General features: G+C 47.6%; 17 protein-coding genes. 8 read left to right on the top strand and 9 right to left on the bottom strand.

Going from position 1 to position 20317, the window contains the following annotated elements:
• Positions 1-19: 19 nt before the first annotated feature.
• The 5 genes from addB to hlpB all read left to right on the top strand — a co-directional run bounded on the left by addB (position 20) and on the right by hlpB (position 12163).
• Positions 20-3520: a helicase-exonuclease AddAB subunit AddB gene (gene addB / locus LWH95_RS19605; RefSeq protein WP_232920201.1), complete on the top strand. Its 3501-nt coding sequence runs from the start codon at positions 20-22 to the stop codon at positions 3518-3520.
• On the top strand, positions 3507-7211 hold the full coding sequence (gene addA, locus LWH95_RS19600; RefSeq protein ID WP_232920200.1) for a helicase-exonuclease AddAB subunit AddA: 3705 nt from the start codon (positions 3507-3509) through the stop codon (positions 7209-7211). The genes addB and addA overlap by 14 nt, the downstream gene beginning before the upstream one ends.
• Before the next feature lie 71 nt (positions 7212-7282).
• A complete protein-coding gene (gene sbcD, locus LWH95_RS19595; RefSeq protein WP_044427338.1) occupies positions 7283-8458 on the top strand; it encodes an exonuclease subunit SbcD in 1176 nt (391 codons plus the stop codon).
• Positions 8455-11847 carry an exonuclease subunit SbcC gene (sbcC, locus tag LWH95_RS19590; protein WP_232920199.1) on the top strand — a complete coding sequence of 1131 codons (3393 nt, stop codon included), beginning with the start codon at positions 8455-8457 and terminating at the stop codon, positions 11845-11847. Before sbcD ends, sbcC begins: the two co-directional genes overlap by 4 nt.
• Positions 11848-11860: 13 nt before the next feature.
• Positions 11861-12163: an HNH nuclease-like protein HlpB gene (gene hlpB / locus LWH95_RS19585; RefSeq protein WP_044427342.1), complete on the top strand. Its 303-nt coding sequence runs from the start codon at positions 11861-11863 to the stop codon at positions 12161-12163.
• A 36-nt stretch (positions 12164-12199) separates the two neighbouring features.
• Here the strand turns inward: hlpB and LWH95_RS19580 are convergent, their stop codons facing one another.
• The 8 genes from LWH95_RS19580 to LWH95_RS19545 form a co-directional block, all read right to left on the bottom strand.
• Complete coding sequence (locus LWH95_RS19580) at positions 12200-12418, bottom strand: spore germination protein (RefSeq protein WP_003239412.1); 219 nt, start codon at positions 12416-12418, stop codon at positions 12200-12202.
• A 31-nt stretch (positions 12419-12449) separates the two neighbouring features.
• On the bottom strand, positions 12450-12851 hold the full coding sequence (locus tag LWH95_RS19575) for a spore germination protein GerPE (protein WP_133487999.1): 402 nt from the start codon (positions 12849-12851) through the stop codon (positions 12450-12452).
• Positions 12844-13026 (bottom strand): spore germination protein GerPD, encoded by a 183-nt coding sequence (gene gerPD / locus LWH95_RS19570; RefSeq protein WP_019258000.1) that lies wholly within the window; start codon positions 13024-13026, stop codon positions 12844-12846. Before gerPD ends, LWH95_RS19575 begins: the two co-directional genes overlap by 8 nt.
• Positions 13023-13640, bottom strand: coding sequence for a spore germination protein GerPC (locus tag LWH95_RS19565; RefSeq protein ID WP_060398332.1), 618 nt, complete (start codon positions 13638-13640; stop codon positions 13023-13025). Before LWH95_RS19565 ends, gerPD begins: the two co-directional genes overlap by 4 nt.
• Positions 13641-13663: 23 nt before the next feature.
• Positions 13664-13897 carry a spore germination protein GerPB gene (locus LWH95_RS19560; RefSeq protein WP_003239410.1) on the bottom strand — a complete coding sequence of 78 codons (234 nt, stop codon included), beginning with the start codon at positions 13895-13897 and terminating at the stop codon, positions 13664-13666.
• Positions 13898-13910: 13 nt separating this feature from the next.
• Positions 13911-14132 carry a spore germination protein gene (locus tag LWH95_RS19555; RefSeq protein ID WP_003239409.1) on the bottom strand — a complete coding sequence of 74 codons (222 nt, stop codon included), beginning with the start codon at positions 14130-14132 and terminating at the stop codon, positions 13911-13913.
• Positions 14133-14554: 422 nt separating this feature from the next.
• Positions 14555-14725, bottom strand: a complete 171-nt coding sequence (locus tag LWH95_RS19550; protein WP_003239407.1) for an aspartyl-phosphate phosphatase Spo0E family protein — start codon at positions 14723-14725, stop codon at positions 14555-14557.
• A gap of 142 nt (positions 14726-14867) precedes the next feature.
• Positions 14868-15791 (bottom strand): CotH kinase family protein, encoded by a 924-nt coding sequence (locus LWH95_RS19545; protein WP_133487997.1) that lies wholly within the window; start codon positions 15789-15791, stop codon positions 14868-14870.
• A gap of 154 nt (positions 15792-15945) precedes the next feature.
• Here LWH95_RS19545 and LWH95_RS19540 point away from each other — a divergent pair, with 154 nt between their 5' ends.
• The 3 genes from LWH95_RS19540 (at position 15946) to wprA (ending at position 20172) form a co-directional block, all read left to right on the top strand.
• Positions 15946-16851: a fumarylacetoacetate hydrolase family protein gene (locus tag LWH95_RS19540; protein ID WP_019258003.1), complete on the top strand. Its 906-nt coding sequence runs from the start codon at positions 15946-15948 to the stop codon at positions 16849-16851.
• Positions 16852-16965: 114 nt separating this feature from the next.
• On the top strand, positions 16966-17322 hold the full coding sequence (locus LWH95_RS19535) for a YisL family protein (protein WP_003239401.1): 357 nt from the start codon (positions 16966-16968) through the stop codon (positions 17320-17322).
• Between the two features lie 165 nt (positions 17323-17487).
• Positions 17488-20172: a cell wall-associated protease WprA gene (wprA, locus tag LWH95_RS19530; protein WP_232920198.1), complete on the top strand. Its 2685-nt coding sequence runs from the start codon at positions 17488-17490 to the stop codon at positions 20170-20172.
• Positions 20173-20232: 60 nt separating this feature from the next.
• On the opposite strand, the gene LWH95_RS19525 is transcribed toward wprA, so the two are convergent.
• The coding region (locus tag LWH95_RS19525) for an IS3 family transposase (protein WP_131121716.1) at positions 20233-20317 on the bottom strand (85 nt) is incomplete at its 5' end.

Genomic DNA, 20317 nt, shown 5'->3' with positions numbered 1-20317 from the left:
AAAGAGAGGGGTCTTCTAATTGGGAGCAGAGTTTTTAGTAGGCAGGTCCGGGAGTGGAAAAACGAAGCTGATCATCGACAGCATTCAGGATGAACTGCGCCGGGCTCCATTCGGGAAACCGATCATTTTTCTAGTCCCGGATCAAATGACGTTTTTAATGGAATACGAGCTTGCTAAAACGCCTGATATGGGCGGAATGATACGCGCTCAAGTGTTCAGCTTTTCACGATTGGCCTGGCGCGTCCTCCAGCATACGGGAGGCATGAGCAGGCCGTTTCTTACGAGCACAGGCGTACAGATGCTCCTGCGGAAGCTCATTGAGGAGCATAAACAGGAGTTTAAAGTCTATCAAAAAGCGAGTGACAAAAGCGGGTTTACCGCACAGGTAGAACGGATGCTGACAGAGTTTAAGCGCTACTGTCTGGAACCGGAAGACATCCGCCGGATGGCGGAAAGCGGAACGGCTTCCGAGTATCGCGGAGAACGTATTTTATCTGAGAAGCTTCATGATTTATCGATTTTATATCAACAGATGGAAAAAAGCCTTGCAGGTCAATACCTTCACTCTGAGGATTATTTAACATTGCTGGCAGAGCATGTTCCGCTTGCAGAAGATATAAAAGGCGCGCATATCTATGTGGACGGCTTTTATCAGTTTACACCGCAGGAATTCAGGGTGTTGGAGCAGCTTATGGTTCATGCAGAGCACATCACGTTTTCGCTGACAGCGGACAAGCCGTCATATGAGCGGGAGCCGCATGAATTGGAATTGTTCAGAATGACGGGAAAAACCTATTACCGCCTGCACCAAAAGGCGAAGGAACTGAATCTGGACATTACGTATAAAGAGTTAGGCGGGACTGAACGGCATACGCGCACACCGGAATTGGCGCATCTAGAGGCGCAGTATGAAGCGCGTCCAGCCGTTCCGTATGCAGAAAAACAAGAGGCCTTTACTGTGATGCAGGCCGCAAACAGACGAGCTGAGCTGGAAGGCATTGCCCGGGAAATTCACGCTCTTGTCAGAGAGAAAGGCTATCGCTATAAGGATGTAGCGATTCTTGCGCGCCAGCCGGAAGACTACAAAGATATGGTGAAGGAAGTTTTCGCAGATTACGAGATTCCTTATTTCATTGACGGAAAAGCATCTATGCTGAACCATCCGTTAATCGAATTTATCCGCTCGAGCCTAGATGTTCTGAAAGGGAATTGGCGTTATGAAGCGGTGTTTCGCTGCGTGAAAACCGAACTGCTATTCCCGCTTAACGAGCCGAAGACTAAGGTGAGAGAACAGGTCGATCAGCTTGAAAATTACTGTATCGCCTACGGGATCAAAGGCGATCGCTGGACAAAGGGCGACCGTTTTCATTACAGACGTTTTGTGTCATTGGATGATGATTTTACGCAAACCGATCAGGAAATCGAAATGGAAAACATGCTGAATGACACACGCGACTGGATTGTTCCTCCGCTTTTTCAGCTCCAGAAACGAATGAAAAAAGCAAAGACGGTTCAGGAGAAGGCGGAGGCGCTCTACCGCTATTTAGAAGAGACGGATGTGCCGCTGAAGCTGGATCAGGAAAGACAGCGTGCAGAGGAAGACGGCAGAATCATTGAAGCGCAGCAGCATCAGCAGGCGTGGGATGCAGTCATTCAGCTGCTTGAGGAGTTTGTTGAAATGATGGGGGATGATGAGATTTCTCTTGATTTGTTTCAGCAAATGATGGAAGCCGGCGCAGAGTCGCTTACATTTTCTCTTATTCCGCCTGCGCTTGACCAGGTGTTTGTCGGCAATATGGATTTGTCCAGAATGTATGGCACCTCCTGCACCTTTGTGCTGGGGGCAAACGACGGCGTTCTGCCGGCGCGCCCAGATGAAAACGGGGTGCTGTCGGATGATGACCGGGAATGGCTGAAAACGGTTGGGGTTGAGCTTTCCTCAGGCGGGCGGGAGCGTCTGCTTGATGAGCATTTCCTCATCTATATGGCGTTTTCCAGTCCGTCTGACCGGCTGTACGTATCGTATCCGATTGCTGATGCGGAAGGAAAAACGCTTTTGCCGTCGATTGTCATTAAGCGGCTGGAAGAACTGTTTCCGCAGCATAAGGAGCGCCTGTTGACAAATGAACCTGAGCAGGTCAGCGATGAGGAACAGCTGATGTATGTCGTCAATAAAAGCGTGGCACAGTCCTTTACCGCCAGCCAGCTCAGATTATGGACTCGGGAATACGACATCAGCGACGTCTGGTGGAGCACGTACAATGTGCTGATGAGTGAGCCGGACAGGCTGCAATCGAAAAGGCTATTCTCAAGCCTTTTTTTCCGGAATGAAGTGAAGCAGCTTGAACGCAGCGTGTCGAGACAGCTCTATGGTGAACGCATTCAGGGCAGTGTATCGAGAATGGAAACCTTTAACGCGTGCCCGTTCTCCCATTTTGCATCACACGGGCTGCATCTGAAGGAACGGCAATTTTTCAAGCTCGAAGCACCGGATATCGGCCAGCTGTTTCATTCCAGCTTAAAGCTGATTTCAGACCGGCTGCGCGAGCAAAAAATGGATTGGCGCGATTTAACGAAAGAGCAGTGCGAGCTGTTCTCCTATGATGCGGTAGAGCGTCTGGCGCCGAAACTGCAAAAGGAAATTTTGCTCAGCTCAAACCGGCATTATTATGTGAAGGAAAAGCTGCAAAAAATTGTGACACGCGTGTCCGGCATTTTAAGCGAGCATGCGAAAGCGAGCGGATTCGTGCCGATTGGGCTTGAACTGGGCTTTGGAGGAAAAGGGCCGCTTCCGCCGCTGACCTTTAAGCTGAAAAACGGCTGCACAATGGAGCTCGTCGGGCGAATTGACCGCGTAGATAAAGCGGAAAGCTCAAAAGGCCTGCTTCTAAGGATTGTCGATTATAAATCAAGCGACAAAGGCCTTGACTTAGCGGAAGTATATTATGGACTGGCGCTGCAAATGCTGACGTACCTTGATTTATCGATTACTCATTCAGCCGACTGGCTCGGAATGAGAGCGACGCCGGCCGGAGTGCTGTATTTCCATATTCATGACCCGATGATTCAATCTAACCTCCCGCTTGGGCTTGACGAGATCGAACAGGAGATCTTTAAGAAATTTAAGATGAAGGGCCTGCTCCTCGGCGATCAGGAAGCGGTTCGCCTCATGGATACAACCCTTCAAGAGGGACGGTCAAATATCATCAACGCCGGCTTGAAGAAAGACGGCTCTCTCAGATCGGATTCAGCTGCAGTCGGCGAAAAGGAATTTGAGCTGCTGACGAAGCATGTGCGCCGCACCTTCCAAGAAGCAGGCGAACAAATCACCGACGGACGCGTATCGATTGAGCCTTATAAAATGAAGAACAAGACACCGTGCACATACTGTGCGTTCAAATCAGTATGCCAATTTGATGAATCATTAGAAGAAAACGAGTATCGCCCGTTAAAGGCTGAAAAGGACAAGACGATACTTGAGTGGATAAAAAAGGAGGCGGATGGCAATGAACATTCCTAAACCGGCAGACAGCACATGGACAGATGACCAATGGAATGCCATTGTTTCAACCGGCCAGGATATTCTTGTGGCAGCGGCGGCGGGCTCCGGTAAAACCGCTGTGCTCGTTGAACGAATGATCCGGAAAATTACCGCAGAAGAAAACCCGATTGATGTAGACCGGCTTCTCGTTGTGACATTTACAAACGCCTCAGCGGCAGAGATGAAACACCGGATCGCGGATGCCCTGGAAAAAGAGCTTGTAAAACGCCCCGGCTCGCTGCATATCAGACGCCAGCTGTCTCTTTTAAACCGGGCCAGTATTTCGACACTTCATTCCTTTTGCCTGCAAGTGCTAAAGAAATATTACTACTTGATCGATCTTGATCCGGGCTTTCGGATTGCTGATCAGACAGAAGGCGAGCTACTTGGGGATGAAGTGCTGGACGAGCTGTTTGAAGACGAATACGCGAAGGGTGAAAAGGCGTTTTTTGAGCTTGTTGACCGCTACACGACAGACCGGCACGATCTGGATCTGCAATTTCTCGTCAAACAGGTGTATGAATATTCCCGTTCTCATCCAAACCCGGAGGCATGGCTGGAAAGCTTTGTTCATTTATATGATGTATCGGAAAAGAGCGCAATCGAGGAGCTTCCATTTTATCAATATGTCAAAGAGGATATTGCGATGGTGCTTAACGGAGCGAAGGAGAAGCTGCAGCGCGCGCTTGAGCTGACGAAAGCGCCGGGCGGCCCGGCGCCGCGCGCTGACAATTTTCTTGATGATCTTGCGCAGATTGATGAACTGATTCAGCATCAGGACGATTTCACTGAGCTTTATAAGCGGGTGCCCGCAGTCTCTTTTAAGCGCGCGAAAGCAGTAAAAGGTGACGAGTTTGATCCTGCACTCCTTGAAGAAGCGACGGATTTGAGAAATGGCGCAAAAAAACTGCTCGAAAAGCTCAAAACCGATTACTTCACAAGAAGTCCTGAACAGCATTTGAAAAGCTTAGCCGACATGAAGCCTGTCATTGAAACGCTCGTACAGCTTGTCATCAGCTACGGAAAACGATTCGAAGCCGCGAAGCAGGAAAAATCAATCATTGATTTTTCAGATTTGGAGCATTACTGTTTATCCATTTTGACAGCTGAGAATGGCAAAGGCGAACGAGAGCCGAGCGAGGCAGCAAGATTTTATCAGGAGCAGTTTCATGAGGTGCTCGTTGACGAATATCAGGATACCAACCTAGTGCAGGAATCGATCCTGCAGCTCGTCACTAGCGGACCGGAGGAGACCGGCAACCTGTTTATGGTAGGAGATGTCAAACAGTCGATTTATCGATTCAGGCTTGCGGAGCCGCTTCTTTTCCTCTCCAAATACAAACGGTTTACAGAGAGCGGAGAAGGCACGGGACGGAAAATCGACCTGAATAAGAATTTCCGAAGCCGGGCTGATATTTTAGACAGCACAAACTTTTTATTTAAACAGCTGATGGGCGGCAAAATCGGTGAGGTTAATTATGACGAGCAGGCTGAGCTGAAGCTTGGTGCGGCGTACCCGGATAATGATGAGACGGAAACAGAGCTGCTGCTGATCGACAACTCAGAAGAGACGGATGCAGGCGAGGAAGCAGAAGAGCTGGAAACGGTGCAGTTCGAGGCGAAAGCGATCGCTATGGAAATTCGTAAGTTGATTTCATCGCCATTTAAGGTGTATGACGGAAAAACGAAAACACACCGCAATATTCAATACCGCGATATCGTGATTTTGTTACGTTCCATGCCGTGGGCGCCGCAAATCATGGAGGAGCTGAGAGCACAGGGCATACCGGTTTACGCCAATTTAACGTCAGGCTATTTTGAAGCGGTCGAAGTCGCCGTCGCGCTTTCTGTGCTGAAGGTGATCGATAACCCGTATCAGGATATACCGCTTGCCTCTGTTCTGCGCTCACCGATTGTCGGAGCAGATGAAAACGAGCTGTCTTTGATCCGGCTTGAAAATACAAAAGCGCCGTACTATGAAGCGATGAAAGACTACTTGGCTGCCGGCGACCGGAACGACGAGCTTTATCAAAAGCTGCAAACGTTCTACGGACATCTGCAAAAATGGCGTGCGTTTTCGAAAAACCACTCAGTATCTGAGCTGATTTGGGAAGTGTACCGCGATACAAAATACATGGATTATGTCGGCGGGATGCCGGGCGGAAAACAGCGCCAGGCAAATTTGCGCGTTCTCTACGACCGGGCGCGCCAATATGAATCGACGGCATTTCGCGGCCTGTTCCGTTTCCTGCGGTTTATCGAACGCATGCAGGAGCGGGGCGATGATCTTGGAACGGCGAGAGCGCTCAGCGAGCAGGAGGATGTTGTCCGCTTAATGACGATCCACAGCAGCAAAGGGCTTGAATTTCCAGTCGTGTTTGCAGCGGGTCTCGGACGGAACTTCAACATGATGGACTTGAACAAATCGTACCTGCTGGACAAGGAGCTCGGGTTTGGCACGAAGTTTATTCATCCGCAATTGCGCATCAGCTATCCGACGCTTCCGCTCATTGCCATGAAGAAAAAAATGCGCAGGGAGCTATTGTCAGAGGAATTGCGTGTTCTCTATGTCGCATTAACGAGAGCGAAGGAAAAGCTGTTTCTGATTGGCTCGTGCAAGGATCATCAGAAACAGCTCGCAAAATGGCAGGCAACTGCGTCCCAAACTGACTGGCTTCTCCCGGAATTTGACCGCTATCAGGCAAAAACCTATTTAGATTTCATCGGGCCGGCTCTTGCCAGACACAGAGATTTGGAGGCTTTGGCTGAAAACGGTGCGGCAGCGCATGCTGACATATCAGGCCACCCGGCCCGTTTTGCCGTTCAAATGATCCATTCCTATGATTTGCTGGATGATGATCTGGAAGAAAGATTGGAAGAAAAAAGCGAGCGCCTAGAAGCGATCCGCCGAGGTGAACCAGTTCCCGGCCCGTTTGCGTTTGATGAGAAAGCCCGGGAGCAGCTAAGCTGGACATATCCGCATCATGAGGTGACGCAAATTCGCACAAAGCAGTCAGTTTCTGAGATCAAGAGAAAAAGAGAGTACGAGGATGAATACAGCGGCAGGGCCCCCGTTAAACCGGCAGATGGAAGCATTCTGTACAGGCGTCCCGCTTTTATGATGAAAAAAGGTTTGACAGCGGCGGAAAAAGGGACGGCCATGCATACGGTTATGCAGCATATCCCGCTCACACATGTGCCGACAATAGAAGAAGCGGAGCAGACGGTTCACAAGCTTTATGAAAAAGAGCTGCTCACTGAAGAACAAAAAGCCGCTATTGATATAGAAGAAATCGTTCAATTTTTCCATACAGAAATCGGCGGACGGCTGATCGGCGCTAAATGGAAGGACCGGGAAGTGCCATTCAGTTTAGCGCTTCCGGCTAAGGAGATCTATCCTGATGCACAGGAGGCTGATGAGCCGCTATTAGTGCAGGGAATCATCGACTGTCTCTATGAAACTGAGGACGGTTTATATCTCTTGGACTATAAATCAGACCGGATTGAGGGCAAATTCCAGCACGGCTTTGAAGGAGCGGCCCCGATCTTGAAAAAACGATACGAAACGCAAATTCAGCTGTACACGAAGGCAGTTGAGCAAATTGCAAAAACAAAGGTAAAGGGATGTGCGCTTTATTTCTTTGACGGAGGGCACATTCTGACATTATAGCGAGATCCGTAAGCTCCGGGAATTCAGGCGGAGCGGATCTCGTTTTCTATACAAAAGAGAGGTGAAAGCATTTGCGGATTTTACATACGGCTGACTGGCATCTTGGAAAAACACTTGAAGGAAGAAGCAGGCTGAGTGAACAGGCCGATGTGCTTGATGAACTGAATACGATTGTAAAGGAAGAGCAGATCGATGCCATTATAATGGCGGGAGACGCGTTTGACACCGTGAACCCGCCGGCTTTAGCCGAGCAGCTGTTTTATGAAAGCTTGTCTGCGCTCAGTGACAGGGGGAAGCGCCCGATTGTTATCATTGCCGGAAACCATGATAATCCTGACCGTTTGTCCGCCGCTTCACCGCTGACACATGAAAACGGCATTTATTTAATCGGCTATCCGACAACAGAACCGCTTCATATTGAAGTGCCTTCAACTGGGGAGCTTTTGGCTGTCGGAGCACTGGCGTACCCATCTGAAGCGCGGTTAAATGAAGTGCTTTCCGATACATTTGATGAAAAGCTGCTCCGTGATCATTATGACGTGAAAATCAGGCAGGCGTTTGAACATATGACAAGCCGGTTCCGCAAAGACGCAGTGAAGGTTGCCGCCAGCCATATTTATGTCGCAGGCGGAAACCAAACGGATTCAGAGCGGCCAATTGAAGTCGGCGGCGCTTATACGGTGGCTGCTGAAAGCCTGCCGGCGGGTGCGGCTTACGTGGCGCTCGGCCATTTGCATCGCCCGCAAACGATCAAGCGGGCGCGGACCCTTGCGCGTTATTCAGGATCTCCGCTCGCCTACAGCTTTTCTGAAGCGGGCTACGCCAAATCAGTGACAATCGTGGACGCAAAACCGGGGGAAGAGGCCTCTTGGAATGAGGTTTTATTATCAAGCGGCAAGCCTCTTGTGAAGTGGAAAGCGGCAAATGGCTTAAGCGAGGTGTACAGCTGGCTGGATGAAGGCAGAGATCAGAATGCCTGGATTGACCTTGAAATTCGTGTGGCGGACCAGCTGTCACTTGAAGAAATTCATAGGCTGAGGAAGGCGCACCCGGGCTTTATCCATATCAGGCCGGTTTATGAAGAACAGAACAAAGACCGGGAACGGATCGAGGTTAAGCATGTGTCGATCGAGGACCGCTTTAAGAAATTTTATGAAAAACAAACTGGCGGCGCGGTGCCGGATGAAGAAATGGTGAAGCTGTTTTTAGAGCTTGCATCAGGCGTTGAAGAGGAGGATGCGAAATGAAGCCGATCGCCTTAAGCATTAAGGGGCTCCACAGCTTTAGAGAGGAGCAGACGATAGATTTTGAAGGCCTTTCCGGTGCCGGTGTTTTCGGCATTTTCGGCCCGACAGGAAGCGGTAAATCCTCCATCCTCGACGCAATGACGCTTGCTTTATACGGAAAGGTGGAGCGGGCGGCGAATAATACGCACGGGATCTTAAACCATGCGGAAGACACGCTGTCTGTTTCCTTTACCTTTGCGCTTCAGACGAATCATCAAATCTCTTACAAAGTCGAGCGCGTGTTTAAGAGAACCGATGAAATGAAGGTGAAAACGGCACTCTGCCGCTTTATCGAAATCAAGGATGAGCATACGGTGCTGGCTGATAAAGCCAGCGAAGTGAATAAAAGAGTGGAGGAGCTCTTGGGGCTGACGATCGACGACTTTACGAGAGCGGTGGTCCTGCCGCAAGGGAAATTTGCTGAATTTCTGTCTTTAAAAGGGGCGGAGCGCAGACATATGCTTCAGCGTTTATTTAATTTGGAGCAGTATGGAGACCGGCTTGTGAAAAAGCTGAGACGGCAGGCGCAGGAAGCCAATGCGAGAAAAAATGAAATGCTTGCTGAACAGTCCGGTCTCGGGGAGGCGAGCTCGGAAGCGGTTGAGCAGGCAGAACAGGCTCTCGAACAAGCTGAAGCCCGGCTGGAAGCGATGAAGAAGAATCGTGATCAGGCAAAGGAGCGGTTTACGGAGCATCAGGAGATTTGGAATGTCCAAAAGGAAAAATCCTCTTACGAAGAAGAGAAAAAACGTCTCGAAGAGGAACAGCCGCACGTAGACAGCTTGCAAAAGCGCCTGCTGGAAGCAGAAACAGCCGCCGCTCTGAAGCCTTATGCGGACCGATACGCAGAAGCGATCCAGCATGAGGAGAAAGCTGCAAAGGAACAAACGCTTGCTCAAAAAGAGTTAGCAGACCGGACAGGTTTCTTTCATCAAAAACATGAAGAGTATGAAGCATGGCGCCGGCATAAAAGCGAGAAAGAGCCTGAGCTTTTAACTGAGCAGGAACAGCTTTCCCGCTTGCAGGAGATCGAAATCAAACTGAGTGAGGCCAAGCAAGGGGAAGCTCGCAAAAAGGCTGAACTCCAGCAGAAAGAAGAAGCTCTTCAATCTGTCATGAATGAATTGGAGACTGTAACAGACCGTCTGACACGGGGACAAAACAGGCAGACGGAATTAAAGCAGCAGCTTAAATCCCTGCAGGTGACTTCTGATGAGCGAAAAAGCTGTCAGCAGGCCGCAGAAATGGCATTGCACATCAGACAAACTGAGGAGCAAATCACAAAAGAGCAAAAACGAAGTGACGCATTGAATCTTGCGCTGCAGAAGATGCATGAGGAGAAGAACACACTCGTTCAAAAGATGGAAGCTGAAAAAAACAACATCATTCAGGCATATGAGGCTGTACAAACCGCGTACCATTTGGTATGCGAGACGGAACGGTCATTAACACATATGACTGACCAGGCTAGAAAAAGACAACACGAGCTTCACTCGCAGCGTGAAAAAGCAAGGGTGGCACTGCTGACAAAAGAGTTAGCCGAAAAGCTGACCGCCGGACAACCTTGTCCGGTCTGCGGCTCAACCCATCATGATCCGTCGGCCTCAGCACATGAAACATATGAGCTCGACAGCAATCTTGAAGAGGACATCAAACAGACAGATGTGTTGCTGACGGAAGCGGCAGCTCTCAGCCAGGAGATTCTTTCAGCCAAAATCACACTTGAAGAACAGTCCGCGCGCTTTATTGAACAGTGCACATTTTTGCAAACGATTCAAGCGCAGAACCTTGAAGCAGCAGCTTCTTACGAAAATCTGCCGGTGCATGATGCATTCGATCATGCCAACATTGAATGGAAACGAGTCAAACAGGACATTCTTTCTGTTAAAACACGAATGGTACAAATGATCAGTGCCTATCAGGAGTCTTTAAAAAAAGCCGAGCAGCTTAATGAAAAAATCGGTTTTGAAAAAAGAGAGGCTGACCGCATTGAAAGCATCATCGCCGAGCTTCAGGCCTCAATGGACAGCCGCCTGAACATGTTTAAAGAAGCATTTCAGGATCAAGCTGTGGATAAAGCGGAAAAATGGCAGCAAGCCATTGAAGAAAAAGACCGGGCTGCAGAAGAATGCGAGAAACGAATTGAGCGCAGCATCGCATTTCTTGCTGAGCATGAAGCACAAAAAGAAAAGCTGCGGGAGTCGGGGCATCAGCTTGAGCGGGAAAAGCTGGAGCTTCATTATGCAGCTGAACGCATCAAGAGCGTGATAGCGGATTATGAGCACGAACTCGGAGATTACGCAAAAGGAGATTCGATCGAAATCAAACTCCGCTCTGTCCAGCAGGATCTAAAGCTGTTAAAAGAAAAAGAGCAATCTTTATATGAAGAACTGCAAAGCGCCCAGGTGAAACTCAATCAGGGGAAAAGTCGCGCTTCAGCAAGCGAGCTCACCCTGCAGGAGGCGAAGGGCAGATTGGAAAAAGCGGAAGCCGATTGGCTTGAGCATGCGAAAAGCACCCGCTTTACCCGGACTGAAGAGGTGGAGCAAAGTCTCATTCCAGCCGATGAGCTTGAAAAGATGAAAGCCAGCATAGACCAGTTTATGGATAAACTGAAGCAAAATGCTGCAAACTTAAAACGTGTAGCAGAGATACTTGCCGGCAGAGCCTTATCAGAGAGCGAATGGATCGAAACCGTTACGGCATCACAAGAAGCAGAGGACGCATTTGGCGCTGCTATAGAGGAAAAAGGCGCGGCAGCGAAAGCACTTGCCGTCATTCGCGATCATCATAAACGGTTTAACGAAATTGAAGCTGAACTGAAAAAATGGCAAACACATATCGACAGGCTGGACAAGCTGCAAGCTGTGTTTAAAGGCAATACCTTCGTCGAATTTTTAGCTGAGGAGCAGCTTGAAAGCGTTGCGCGGGACGCGTCAGCAAGACTTGGCATGCTGACGAGACAGCGCTATGCCATAGAAGTGGATTCAGAAGGCGGATTCGTGATGCGGGATGACGCGAATGGAGGCGTCAAACGCCCGGTATCCAGCTTGTCTGGGGGAGAGACCTTCCTCACCTCGCTTTCTCTCGCTCTTGCGCTGTCTGCGCAGATCCAGCTTCGCGGAGAATACCCGCTCCAGTTCTTTTTCTTAGATGAAGGGTTCGGCACCCTCGATCAAGATCTGCTGGATACGGTTGTGACAGCCTTGGAAAAACTGCAGTCAGACAATCTGTCTGTCGGTGTCATCAGCCATGTGCAGGAGCTTCGGGCGCGGCTTCCGAAAAAGCTGATCGTCCATCCGGCTGAACCGAGCGGCCGCGGTACACGGGTATCACTTGAGTTGATGTAAGGGAGGACCGAATATGGCAAAGCAGACTGCCGGAATATGTGAGCTGTGCGGCCGAAGCGATGTCCAGCTGACAGAGCACCATCTCACACCGAAGGAAGAAGGCGGAACGTTCCTGCCGACAGCGATGCTCTGTATTCCTTGCCATAAACAGATTCATGCCTTATATACAAATCAAGAGCTTGCGGTTCGCTTAAACGGAATAGATGAACTCAGAAGCGATCCGCAGCTTGCCCGGTTTGTCAAATGGATAAGAAAACAGCCGCCTGAGAAGCTGATCAAAACAAAGAAATCAAATGAACGAAAAAAGAAAAAATGACCAAAAAGCAGCCCTCTCTTTGCAGAGCGGCTGCTTTTATCCATTTCCAACCATATCCTGATCACTGACATCGGGGTCTATATAATTTGTCGCGTTGATTGCATTGTTTAATAGAAGGAAATCTCCCGTGTTTCCTGCTCCCGAACCGAGCGCAGATTTTGAAGAGCTTTTCGGAGAAAGGTAAAAGGAATCACCAAAGTTTACGACTCCGCCCGATATGGAATTGATAGCTATAGGCCCGACAATTGCTGGCATAAACGACACCCTTTATCGAAGTCTCCGTTTATTATATGCTCTTGGCGGGCGATTGTGAGCGCGGTGACTGAATCTGTCTAATATGTTTGATTCTTGCATCGCCGCGGACATGCGAAGCCGTCCCCGCATGAAAAACAGAAGAGGATGAGACCCCTTGAATTTTGATGCTGCGTACATGAATGACCGGCACTTCGTGGCAAAATGCGCTTTGTACACCTGTTTCGGGAATCGGCTTTACTGCCTGCTGCTGAAAGATCTGGTACTCCTTTCTGTTAAATGAACCTTCATTTTCATAAAACGTTGAAAGCGAGCGCTGAACAGCCAGTACTTTTATCTTCATATCGATTTCGTTTGTATCGCCAACTTGAAACACACTTGATATTCCAAGAGAGTTAAATTTAATCAGCCTGATGCGGGAAATACGCTTAAGCATTATTCGACGGCAGCGGAGCAAACGGCCCGATGATAAGAGATTCAGGCGGCGTATCGAAAATAGAAGAAAGATAGATAGATTCAGTGTCTCCGATGTGGAAAACAGAGGAGCTGGATACACCATTCATCCGGATATCCCCGACCTCCAGGTTGCGGTTGATGACTGTAAAGATCATGCTTGCTCATCTCCTTTCATTTCGGATGGGATATGTTCAAGAAAATGTTCTACAGCACGGATCACGTCACGCTTCACATGCTCAGCGATATGTTCTGCATATTGTTTAGGCGGTGTGTTTTCTTCTTTTTTGATATGGGACATATAATAGTGAATCCGGCTGTCCATTTGTTTTCTGATGTCTTCAATGACATGATGCCTGTTTGTATCGTCAAGCCTGCTGTCATATTGATTTTCAAGCTGCTCCAGCACATTTGGGATTTCCTCGGTTAAGTACATGTCGACATTCTGGCGGATCTGCTGCATGAGCTGGGCGCTCTCTTCCTGCTGCATCATCCCGATTTCAGGTGCCGTTTGGCTGACTTCAAAATTTTGGACGCTGTTCGGGTCTGTCGGATTTAAGCCGATATTCAAAGTCCCGTCAAGCCTTTCGATTTTCAGCTGATCAAATTTATACTCCACACGCTCAATGGTAGTGGCCGGCCGCTGTTTCATCGTATTCATTTCAGCTTGAATCTCTTTCAGCTGCCGTTCGAGCTGCTGAATATGAAGCGCCTGCTGCTGAACGAAGGAATTCAAGTTTTGCAAGTAAGAGGAAACAGATTGATCATACATGTTCTTTCACCTCTTTCATATGATTAACGACCAGGAGGCTGGAGCGGGACCAATGTTCCTGTATCGGGCTCATCTAATTCAACTGGCTCCCCCTGAGCGGAAACCTCGGGGGCCGCTTCTACATAGCTGCCTGTATTGTACAGGTTAGAAAGCGATTTAATGGACCCGGCGCTTCCGATTTGCAGAATGGAGGAGTTGCTGATTGATTCCAGCCGGAGATAGTTAATTTGAATGGTTTGATTAATATAAAAGTTCATGAAGCACACTCCTTTACGCATTCCCTACGATCGGCTGATCAACTGCATCGTTGTCATACACATTCGTCGCGTTTTTGTAATTCATCACCTTGAGGCTGTCACCGGTATTAAAACTGCCCGCACCGGCAAACGTTCTGACCTCGGCCTGAGGAGAAATCGTAATACAGTCCCCGATGTGAATGACTCCGCTCGTACCAATCGCATTAATTTTAAACGCTCCGACAATGGCCGGCATACGAGCACATCCTTTGTTGAAATATTGAAAAAAGGCAGGTAAAGTATAAATAGAATTTGATTTTAATTGGGCTATTCACGATAGCTTATGACAAATGCACATATGTGTGAGAGAAAATTAGAGGGGACATATCGGCTTCAAATGTAAGCGATCGCATTTTTCGGACCATTATGTTTAAACATTTCAAAAGCGGGTATTGAATAAACTGAGCGGAAAAGCGGCGATGGATGCCGCTATCCGCCTGCGTGATTTTTGTTTCAGTTTCTATGGTGTTTTTGCGTGTGGGAAATGCTTTTTGGAGTATGTCGTGCTGCGGTATCCGTTTTTTGGGCGGGCACATTCTCGCCCTGAGGTATATCCCTGAAGTGCTGAGCAATAAGCGGAGTTACATGTGGTGTATTCAAATCGTTATAGAAAATGATTCACATACGGGAGTTTTCAGGATATCCCCCAAAAATCATTTCTTCTTTAATTCGGCTGTTCAGCAGACTGTCCAGCTTTTGGCTGCATTGAATCGTCTCCTTTGAATTCATGCCGTATTTTTGTGCTGTTTCAATTAGTGTGATTCTCATTTCCTCAATTTTACTGTTCATTACACGATCTCCAATTCTAGAATTTTATTTTGATAAATACAGGATATCGTTAGTATAACCTATTTTTGCTGAAAAGGTTGCCTTTCGTCAATTTGACTGAAAAAGCGACAATTTTTGTTGCGCTTTTTTATGGAAGAAAGGACTATAGTCTTGCTAAGTGTGCTTGCAAAAAGTCCTGCCGCTCCTCTATTTCTCTAAGTATATTTGTCTGCTCCTTTTCGAATTGCAAGGGGCTTTTTTTTATGAATGGATCATCATCAGCCTTTTGACAAATGTCAAGATGCCAATCTCTGATGAAAGGAGACAATCGTTCAATTGTAAACGACCGATTCAGCACGTTTTTCATTAACGTGTGATATTGCGACCGGAAGGCGGGAATGGAAAGAAGCCTTGACGAGAGCGTCTGCCCTTTAGTCAGCAGAGGGTCTTCGTCAGATCTTCCGTGTGCGGCAAGCGATCTGGTCTCTATCGGGGAAACGTGAAGCCGGCCGGATTCGTTTAAACAAAATGTGTAATAAAAGCCTTGATTGGTGCAGGCGCTGCCGATCAGCCACAGAAAAAACAGTTTGACATCCAAATACATTTTAATGCGCTCAGCTAATTCGTCATCTCCAGCTGTACGGATCAGCATGAGAAATTCATGTAAGAACGCGGCAGATCCATCTTTGAAAACGGACAGCGGAACCCTCGGATCGGCGGTCTTCACTTGGTAACCTGCCCTATCGGCTAGCAGATGGTTCTTGATGTTCAAATAAATGCCTTCTGGCTGGCCATTGATGGTCAGAAAGCTGTACGAGGCAGCGGGAGCAGGAACGCCGATCTGATCAAAAAAACAATAGGCGAGCCTGCGCCGCATCAGTGACGGATCATCCTGTTCCGCATTCAAAAAAAGTGTGTTTTCACCAAGCAGAGACTTCTCCCAGCTGATTTCATAGGATGCCTTTTCCGCTCTGTCACGCTGTGTGAGAAGAATGGGAGAAACTGATCGGTCTGTCACCAAAAGCCCCTTGGCAGCTCCTTTTCTATTTAGCTGCTGCCGATGAAAAAATAAGTGTATGTTCTCCATATTCTTTCCTCCTCCTCAAAACGCCATTTGTATGATATGTGCAGCAAGCCCGTCCCGAAACGAAATGAAAACGGACACGAGAAAAAGGGATTTCAGCATTCGACAGAGAATACATGAAGGAGCATTCTGATTTAAAAGATGATGGAGGAATAACATGAAATTTGCGACAGGGGAACTTTACAACCGAATATTTGTCGGCCTGATCATTGATGATGATAAAATTATGGATTTGCAAAAGGCTGAAAAAAAACTGTTTGAACTTGAGACGATTCCGGGATCGCTGATTGAATGTATCGCAGAAGGGGATAAATTCGTTGCGCATGCAAGGCAGCTGGCAGAGTGGGCAAAGAAACCGAATGATGAGCTGGGATCATTTATTTATTCATTATCTGAGGTGAAGCTTCATGCACCTATTCCTAAGCCGTCAAAAAATGTCATCTGCATCGGCAAAAACTACAGGGACCACGCGATTGAAATGGGAAGCGAGGCTGACATTCCGGAGCATCCGATGGTGTTTACAAAATCGCCAGTAACGGTTACAGGGCATGGTGATATTGTAAACAGCCATGAAGAGGTCACCTCTCAGCTCGATTATGAAGGAGAGCTTGCTGTCGTCATCGGAAAGAGCGGCACCCGCATATCAAAAGAAGACGCATATGACCATATTTTCGGATATACGATTGTGAATGATATCACGGCGCGTGATCTGCAAAAAAGGCATAAGCAGTTTTTTATCGGAAAAAGCCTGGATACGACATGTCCGATGGGACCCGTGCTTGTACATAAATCATTGATTCAGGAGCCTGGGCGCCTCAAGGTTGAAACGAGAGTCAACGGCGAGCTGCGCCAATCGGGTTCGGCGAGCGATATGATCTTTTCCATTCCGGAATTAATTGAAACCCTCTCAAAGGGGATGACGCTTGAAGCGGGAGACATCATTGCCACCGGTACGCCGTCTGGTGTCGGAAAGGGATTTAATCCGCCAAAATTCTTGCGGTCAGGTGACAAAATCGACATTACGATTGACCCGATCGGAACGCTGTCAAACCAAATCGGCTGAATCAAACAGGAGGGCGGACTCGGACCCGCCCGTTTTTTCTGAGTCTATCTTTGTGGCAGAGGACAAGTTCATGGTACTATAAGTGGGGTAATTTATCTGATAGGGGGAACATATATGACACACCTACATATTACAACATGGGTGGTAGCGCTGATTCTGCTTTTCGTCAGCTACTCGCTGTATTCGTCACAAAGTGCGAAGGGCGCAAAAATCACTCATATGATTCTGCGGTTATTCTATATCCTTATTATTTTGACAGGAGCTGAGCTGTTTGTCCGTTTCGCCAACTGGAACGGAGAATACGCCGGAAAAATGATTCTTGGCATTATCACCATCGGCCTGATGGAAATGCTCCTCATCCGCAAGAAAAAAGACAAATCAACCGGAGGCTTATGGATCGGCTTCGTCATTGTACTTGTGCTGACAGTGCTGCTCGGCCTGCATTTGCCAATCGGTTTTCGATTGTTTTAATAGAAAAACGCAAACCCGGCTCTATGATAGAGTCGGGTTTTTGTATATTTCCCTCCTTATATTCCAAATCATTTAAAATAACCTTAAAATTCCCTGTAAGCGGTATCTCGTCCTATGAAATTATGATACCTTCAAGTAGATTCATTATTTTGCAGGAGGGATATCATGAAACGCAAAAAATTCAGCTCGTTTGTGGCGGCAGTGCTTATTTTTGCACTGATCTTCAGCCTTTTTTCTCCGGGAACCAAAGCGGCAGCGGCCGGTGCGATCGATCAGGCGGCGGCTCTGGAAAACGGCAAAGAACAGACAGGCACCATGAAGGAACCGGAACAGGTGAAATGGTACAAAGTGACTCCGGGAAAAGTGGGTATTCAGAATCATTCACATATGGCACTGACCGTAAAGAGTGATTCAGCACTGAATGTATCTGTATATCCAAGTATGGAAAAAGCGCTTAAAGATGAAACGTTTGAGATGTACCGTTCTTACACAGCGGAGGATGGAAAAAGCGAAATCAATTTTCCATACGCGTGGAGCGGCCCTTACTATGTAAAAGTTGAATATCTTGGTGAAGAAGAACCAGAGGACGGCGGAACGGCAGAAGCAGCTGCGGAAGCCAAGTATACGATTGGATATAAAGGCACCAAAAAGCAGCCGTCAGATTTAGAAGAGGAAGAAGCTTGTCCGGTGGAAATGAGTGTCGATCAGAAAAAATCGGGCAAAGGCATCTTGGACAAGCTGAGAGCGATTCGTGATGAGCAGCTGAGCCAAACAGCAGAAGGCAAAGAGCTGACTAGCCTTTACTACAAAGCGGCGCCGTTTATCGTGGCAAAGCTCGCACTCAATAAAACAGCGAGAAATGAAATCTATCAGGATCTTGTGACATTAAAGCCGTTGTTTGATGATGTGTCAGAAAACGGTGCGTCATCTTCATATAAGATTACTGAAAAGGATCAAAAGGCAATCAACCGGCTATACGATAAAGCTTTACAATCAGTCCCGTCTTTCCTTAAAGAGGAGATAAAGAAACAGGCGGAACGATTAAATATCAAGCAGCTGCAAGGCAAAACAGCAGGAGCAGTGTTAACAGAAAACAATATTGCGGCGAAAAGTGAAGTTCAGACAACAAAGGTCATTTTCAAAGTGAAAGACAATAAAAGCCTCTCGTCAGTACATAACGAAATGAAGGGCTTTTCTGCAAGCGCGCAATCGAAAAAAGACATTTCCAATGTGAAAAAGGCAAAGAAACTGTTTGACAATCTCTACTCATTTGAACTGCCGAAAGATGAGAAACAAAACGGCACATATACGGCAAGCGCAAAACGGGTGAAAAGCGCTGCTACGACATTATCCAAGATGTCTAACGTAGAGTTTGCAGAACCTGTACAGGAATACAAAAGCCTGTCAAAGGATATTCAATACCCGTACCAATGGCCGCTTAAAAACAATGGTGATAACGGCGGAATTAAAAATGCGGATGTGAAATACGAGCCTGCCAGCACATTGCTGTCTAAACGCAAGCTGAACGATACATTAATTGCGGTAGTAGACACAGGTGTAGACAGCACGCTTGCTGATTTAAAAGGAAAAGTAAGAACCGATCTCGGGCGTAATTTTGTCGGACGGAATAACAACGCAATGGATGACCAGGGGCATGGGACGCACGTCGCCGGCATTATTGCTGCACAAAGCGATAACGGTTATTCAATGACTGGTTTGAACGCCAAAGCGAAAATTATTCCGGTAAAAGTGCTTGATTCCACAGGAGCCGGAGATACTGAACAAATTGCTCTCGGCATCAAATATGCTGCTGACAAAGGAGCAAAGGTGATTAATTTAAGCTTAGGCGGAGGCTACAGCCGCGTGATTGAATTTGCTTTGAAATACGCTGCTGACAAAAATGTCTTAATTGCCGCAGCCAGCGGGAATGACGGAGCCAATTTCTTATCGTATCCTGCTTCATCTAAATATGTGATGTCAGTCGGAGCAACGAACCGCATGGATATGACCGCGGATTTCTCTAACTATGGAAAAGGTCTGGATATCTCTGCTCCAGGGTCTGATATCCCGAGCTTAGTGCCGAACGGGAATGTCACGTACATGAGCGGAACATCCATGGCGACGCCATATGCTGCCGCTGCTGCAGGATTGCTGTTTGCTCAAAACCCTAAGCTGAAAAGAACAGAAGCAGAGGATATTTTGAAAAAGACGGCGGACGATATTTCCTTTGAAAGCGTCGATGGCGAGGAAGAGGAATTGTATGACGATAATGGCGATCCGATTGATATTCCAAAGACGCCTGGAGTAGACTGGCATTCAGGCTACGGGCGGCTGAATGTCATGAAGGCTGTCAGCGCAGCTGATGTACAGCTCAAGGTCAACAAGCTTGAAAGCACACAAACAGCCGTCAGAGGAAGTGCGAAGGAAGGCACGCTGATCGAGGTGATGAACGGCAAGAAAAAACTCGGCAGCGCCAAAGCCGGAAAAGACAGTAAGTTCAAGGTCAATATCCCGACTCAAAAACAAGATCAAGTCTTGTATGTGAAAGCAACAAAAGGCGATGCGAAAACATCGTATAAAGTTGTCGTCGTCAAAGGAAAACCTTCCGGCACACCGAAAGTAAATGCTGTGAAAACGAAAGATACGGCAGTGAAAGGGAAGGCGAACAGCAAGGCAATGATCAGAGTGAAAAACAAATCAAAGAAAGTCATTGCTTCTGCCAAAGCTGACGCGAAAGGAACGTTCACGGTGAAAATCAAAAAACAAAAAGCCGGAACGGTGCTTTACGTCACGGCTGCTGATACAGACAAAAAAGAAAGCAAGGATGTAAAAGTTGTTGTTGAAAAGTAATCAAAAAGCGGTGCCTCCCGGGACTGACCCCCGTTTTTGAGACAGGGGTCAAAACACCTTTTAAACAGCCAATTGCCGATAGTTTATCGGTGATTGGTTGTTTAGTTTGGTTTGAATACGAATATTGTTATAATAATGAATGTAT

Source organism: Bacillus sp. G16 (assembly GCF_021282335.1).
Lineage (GTDB): Bacteria > Bacillota > Bacilli > Bacillales > Bacillaceae > Bacillus > Bacillus inaquosorum.
Note: the sequence above shows the minus strand (reverse complement) of the source record. Positions and strands in the feature narration are given on the sequence as shown.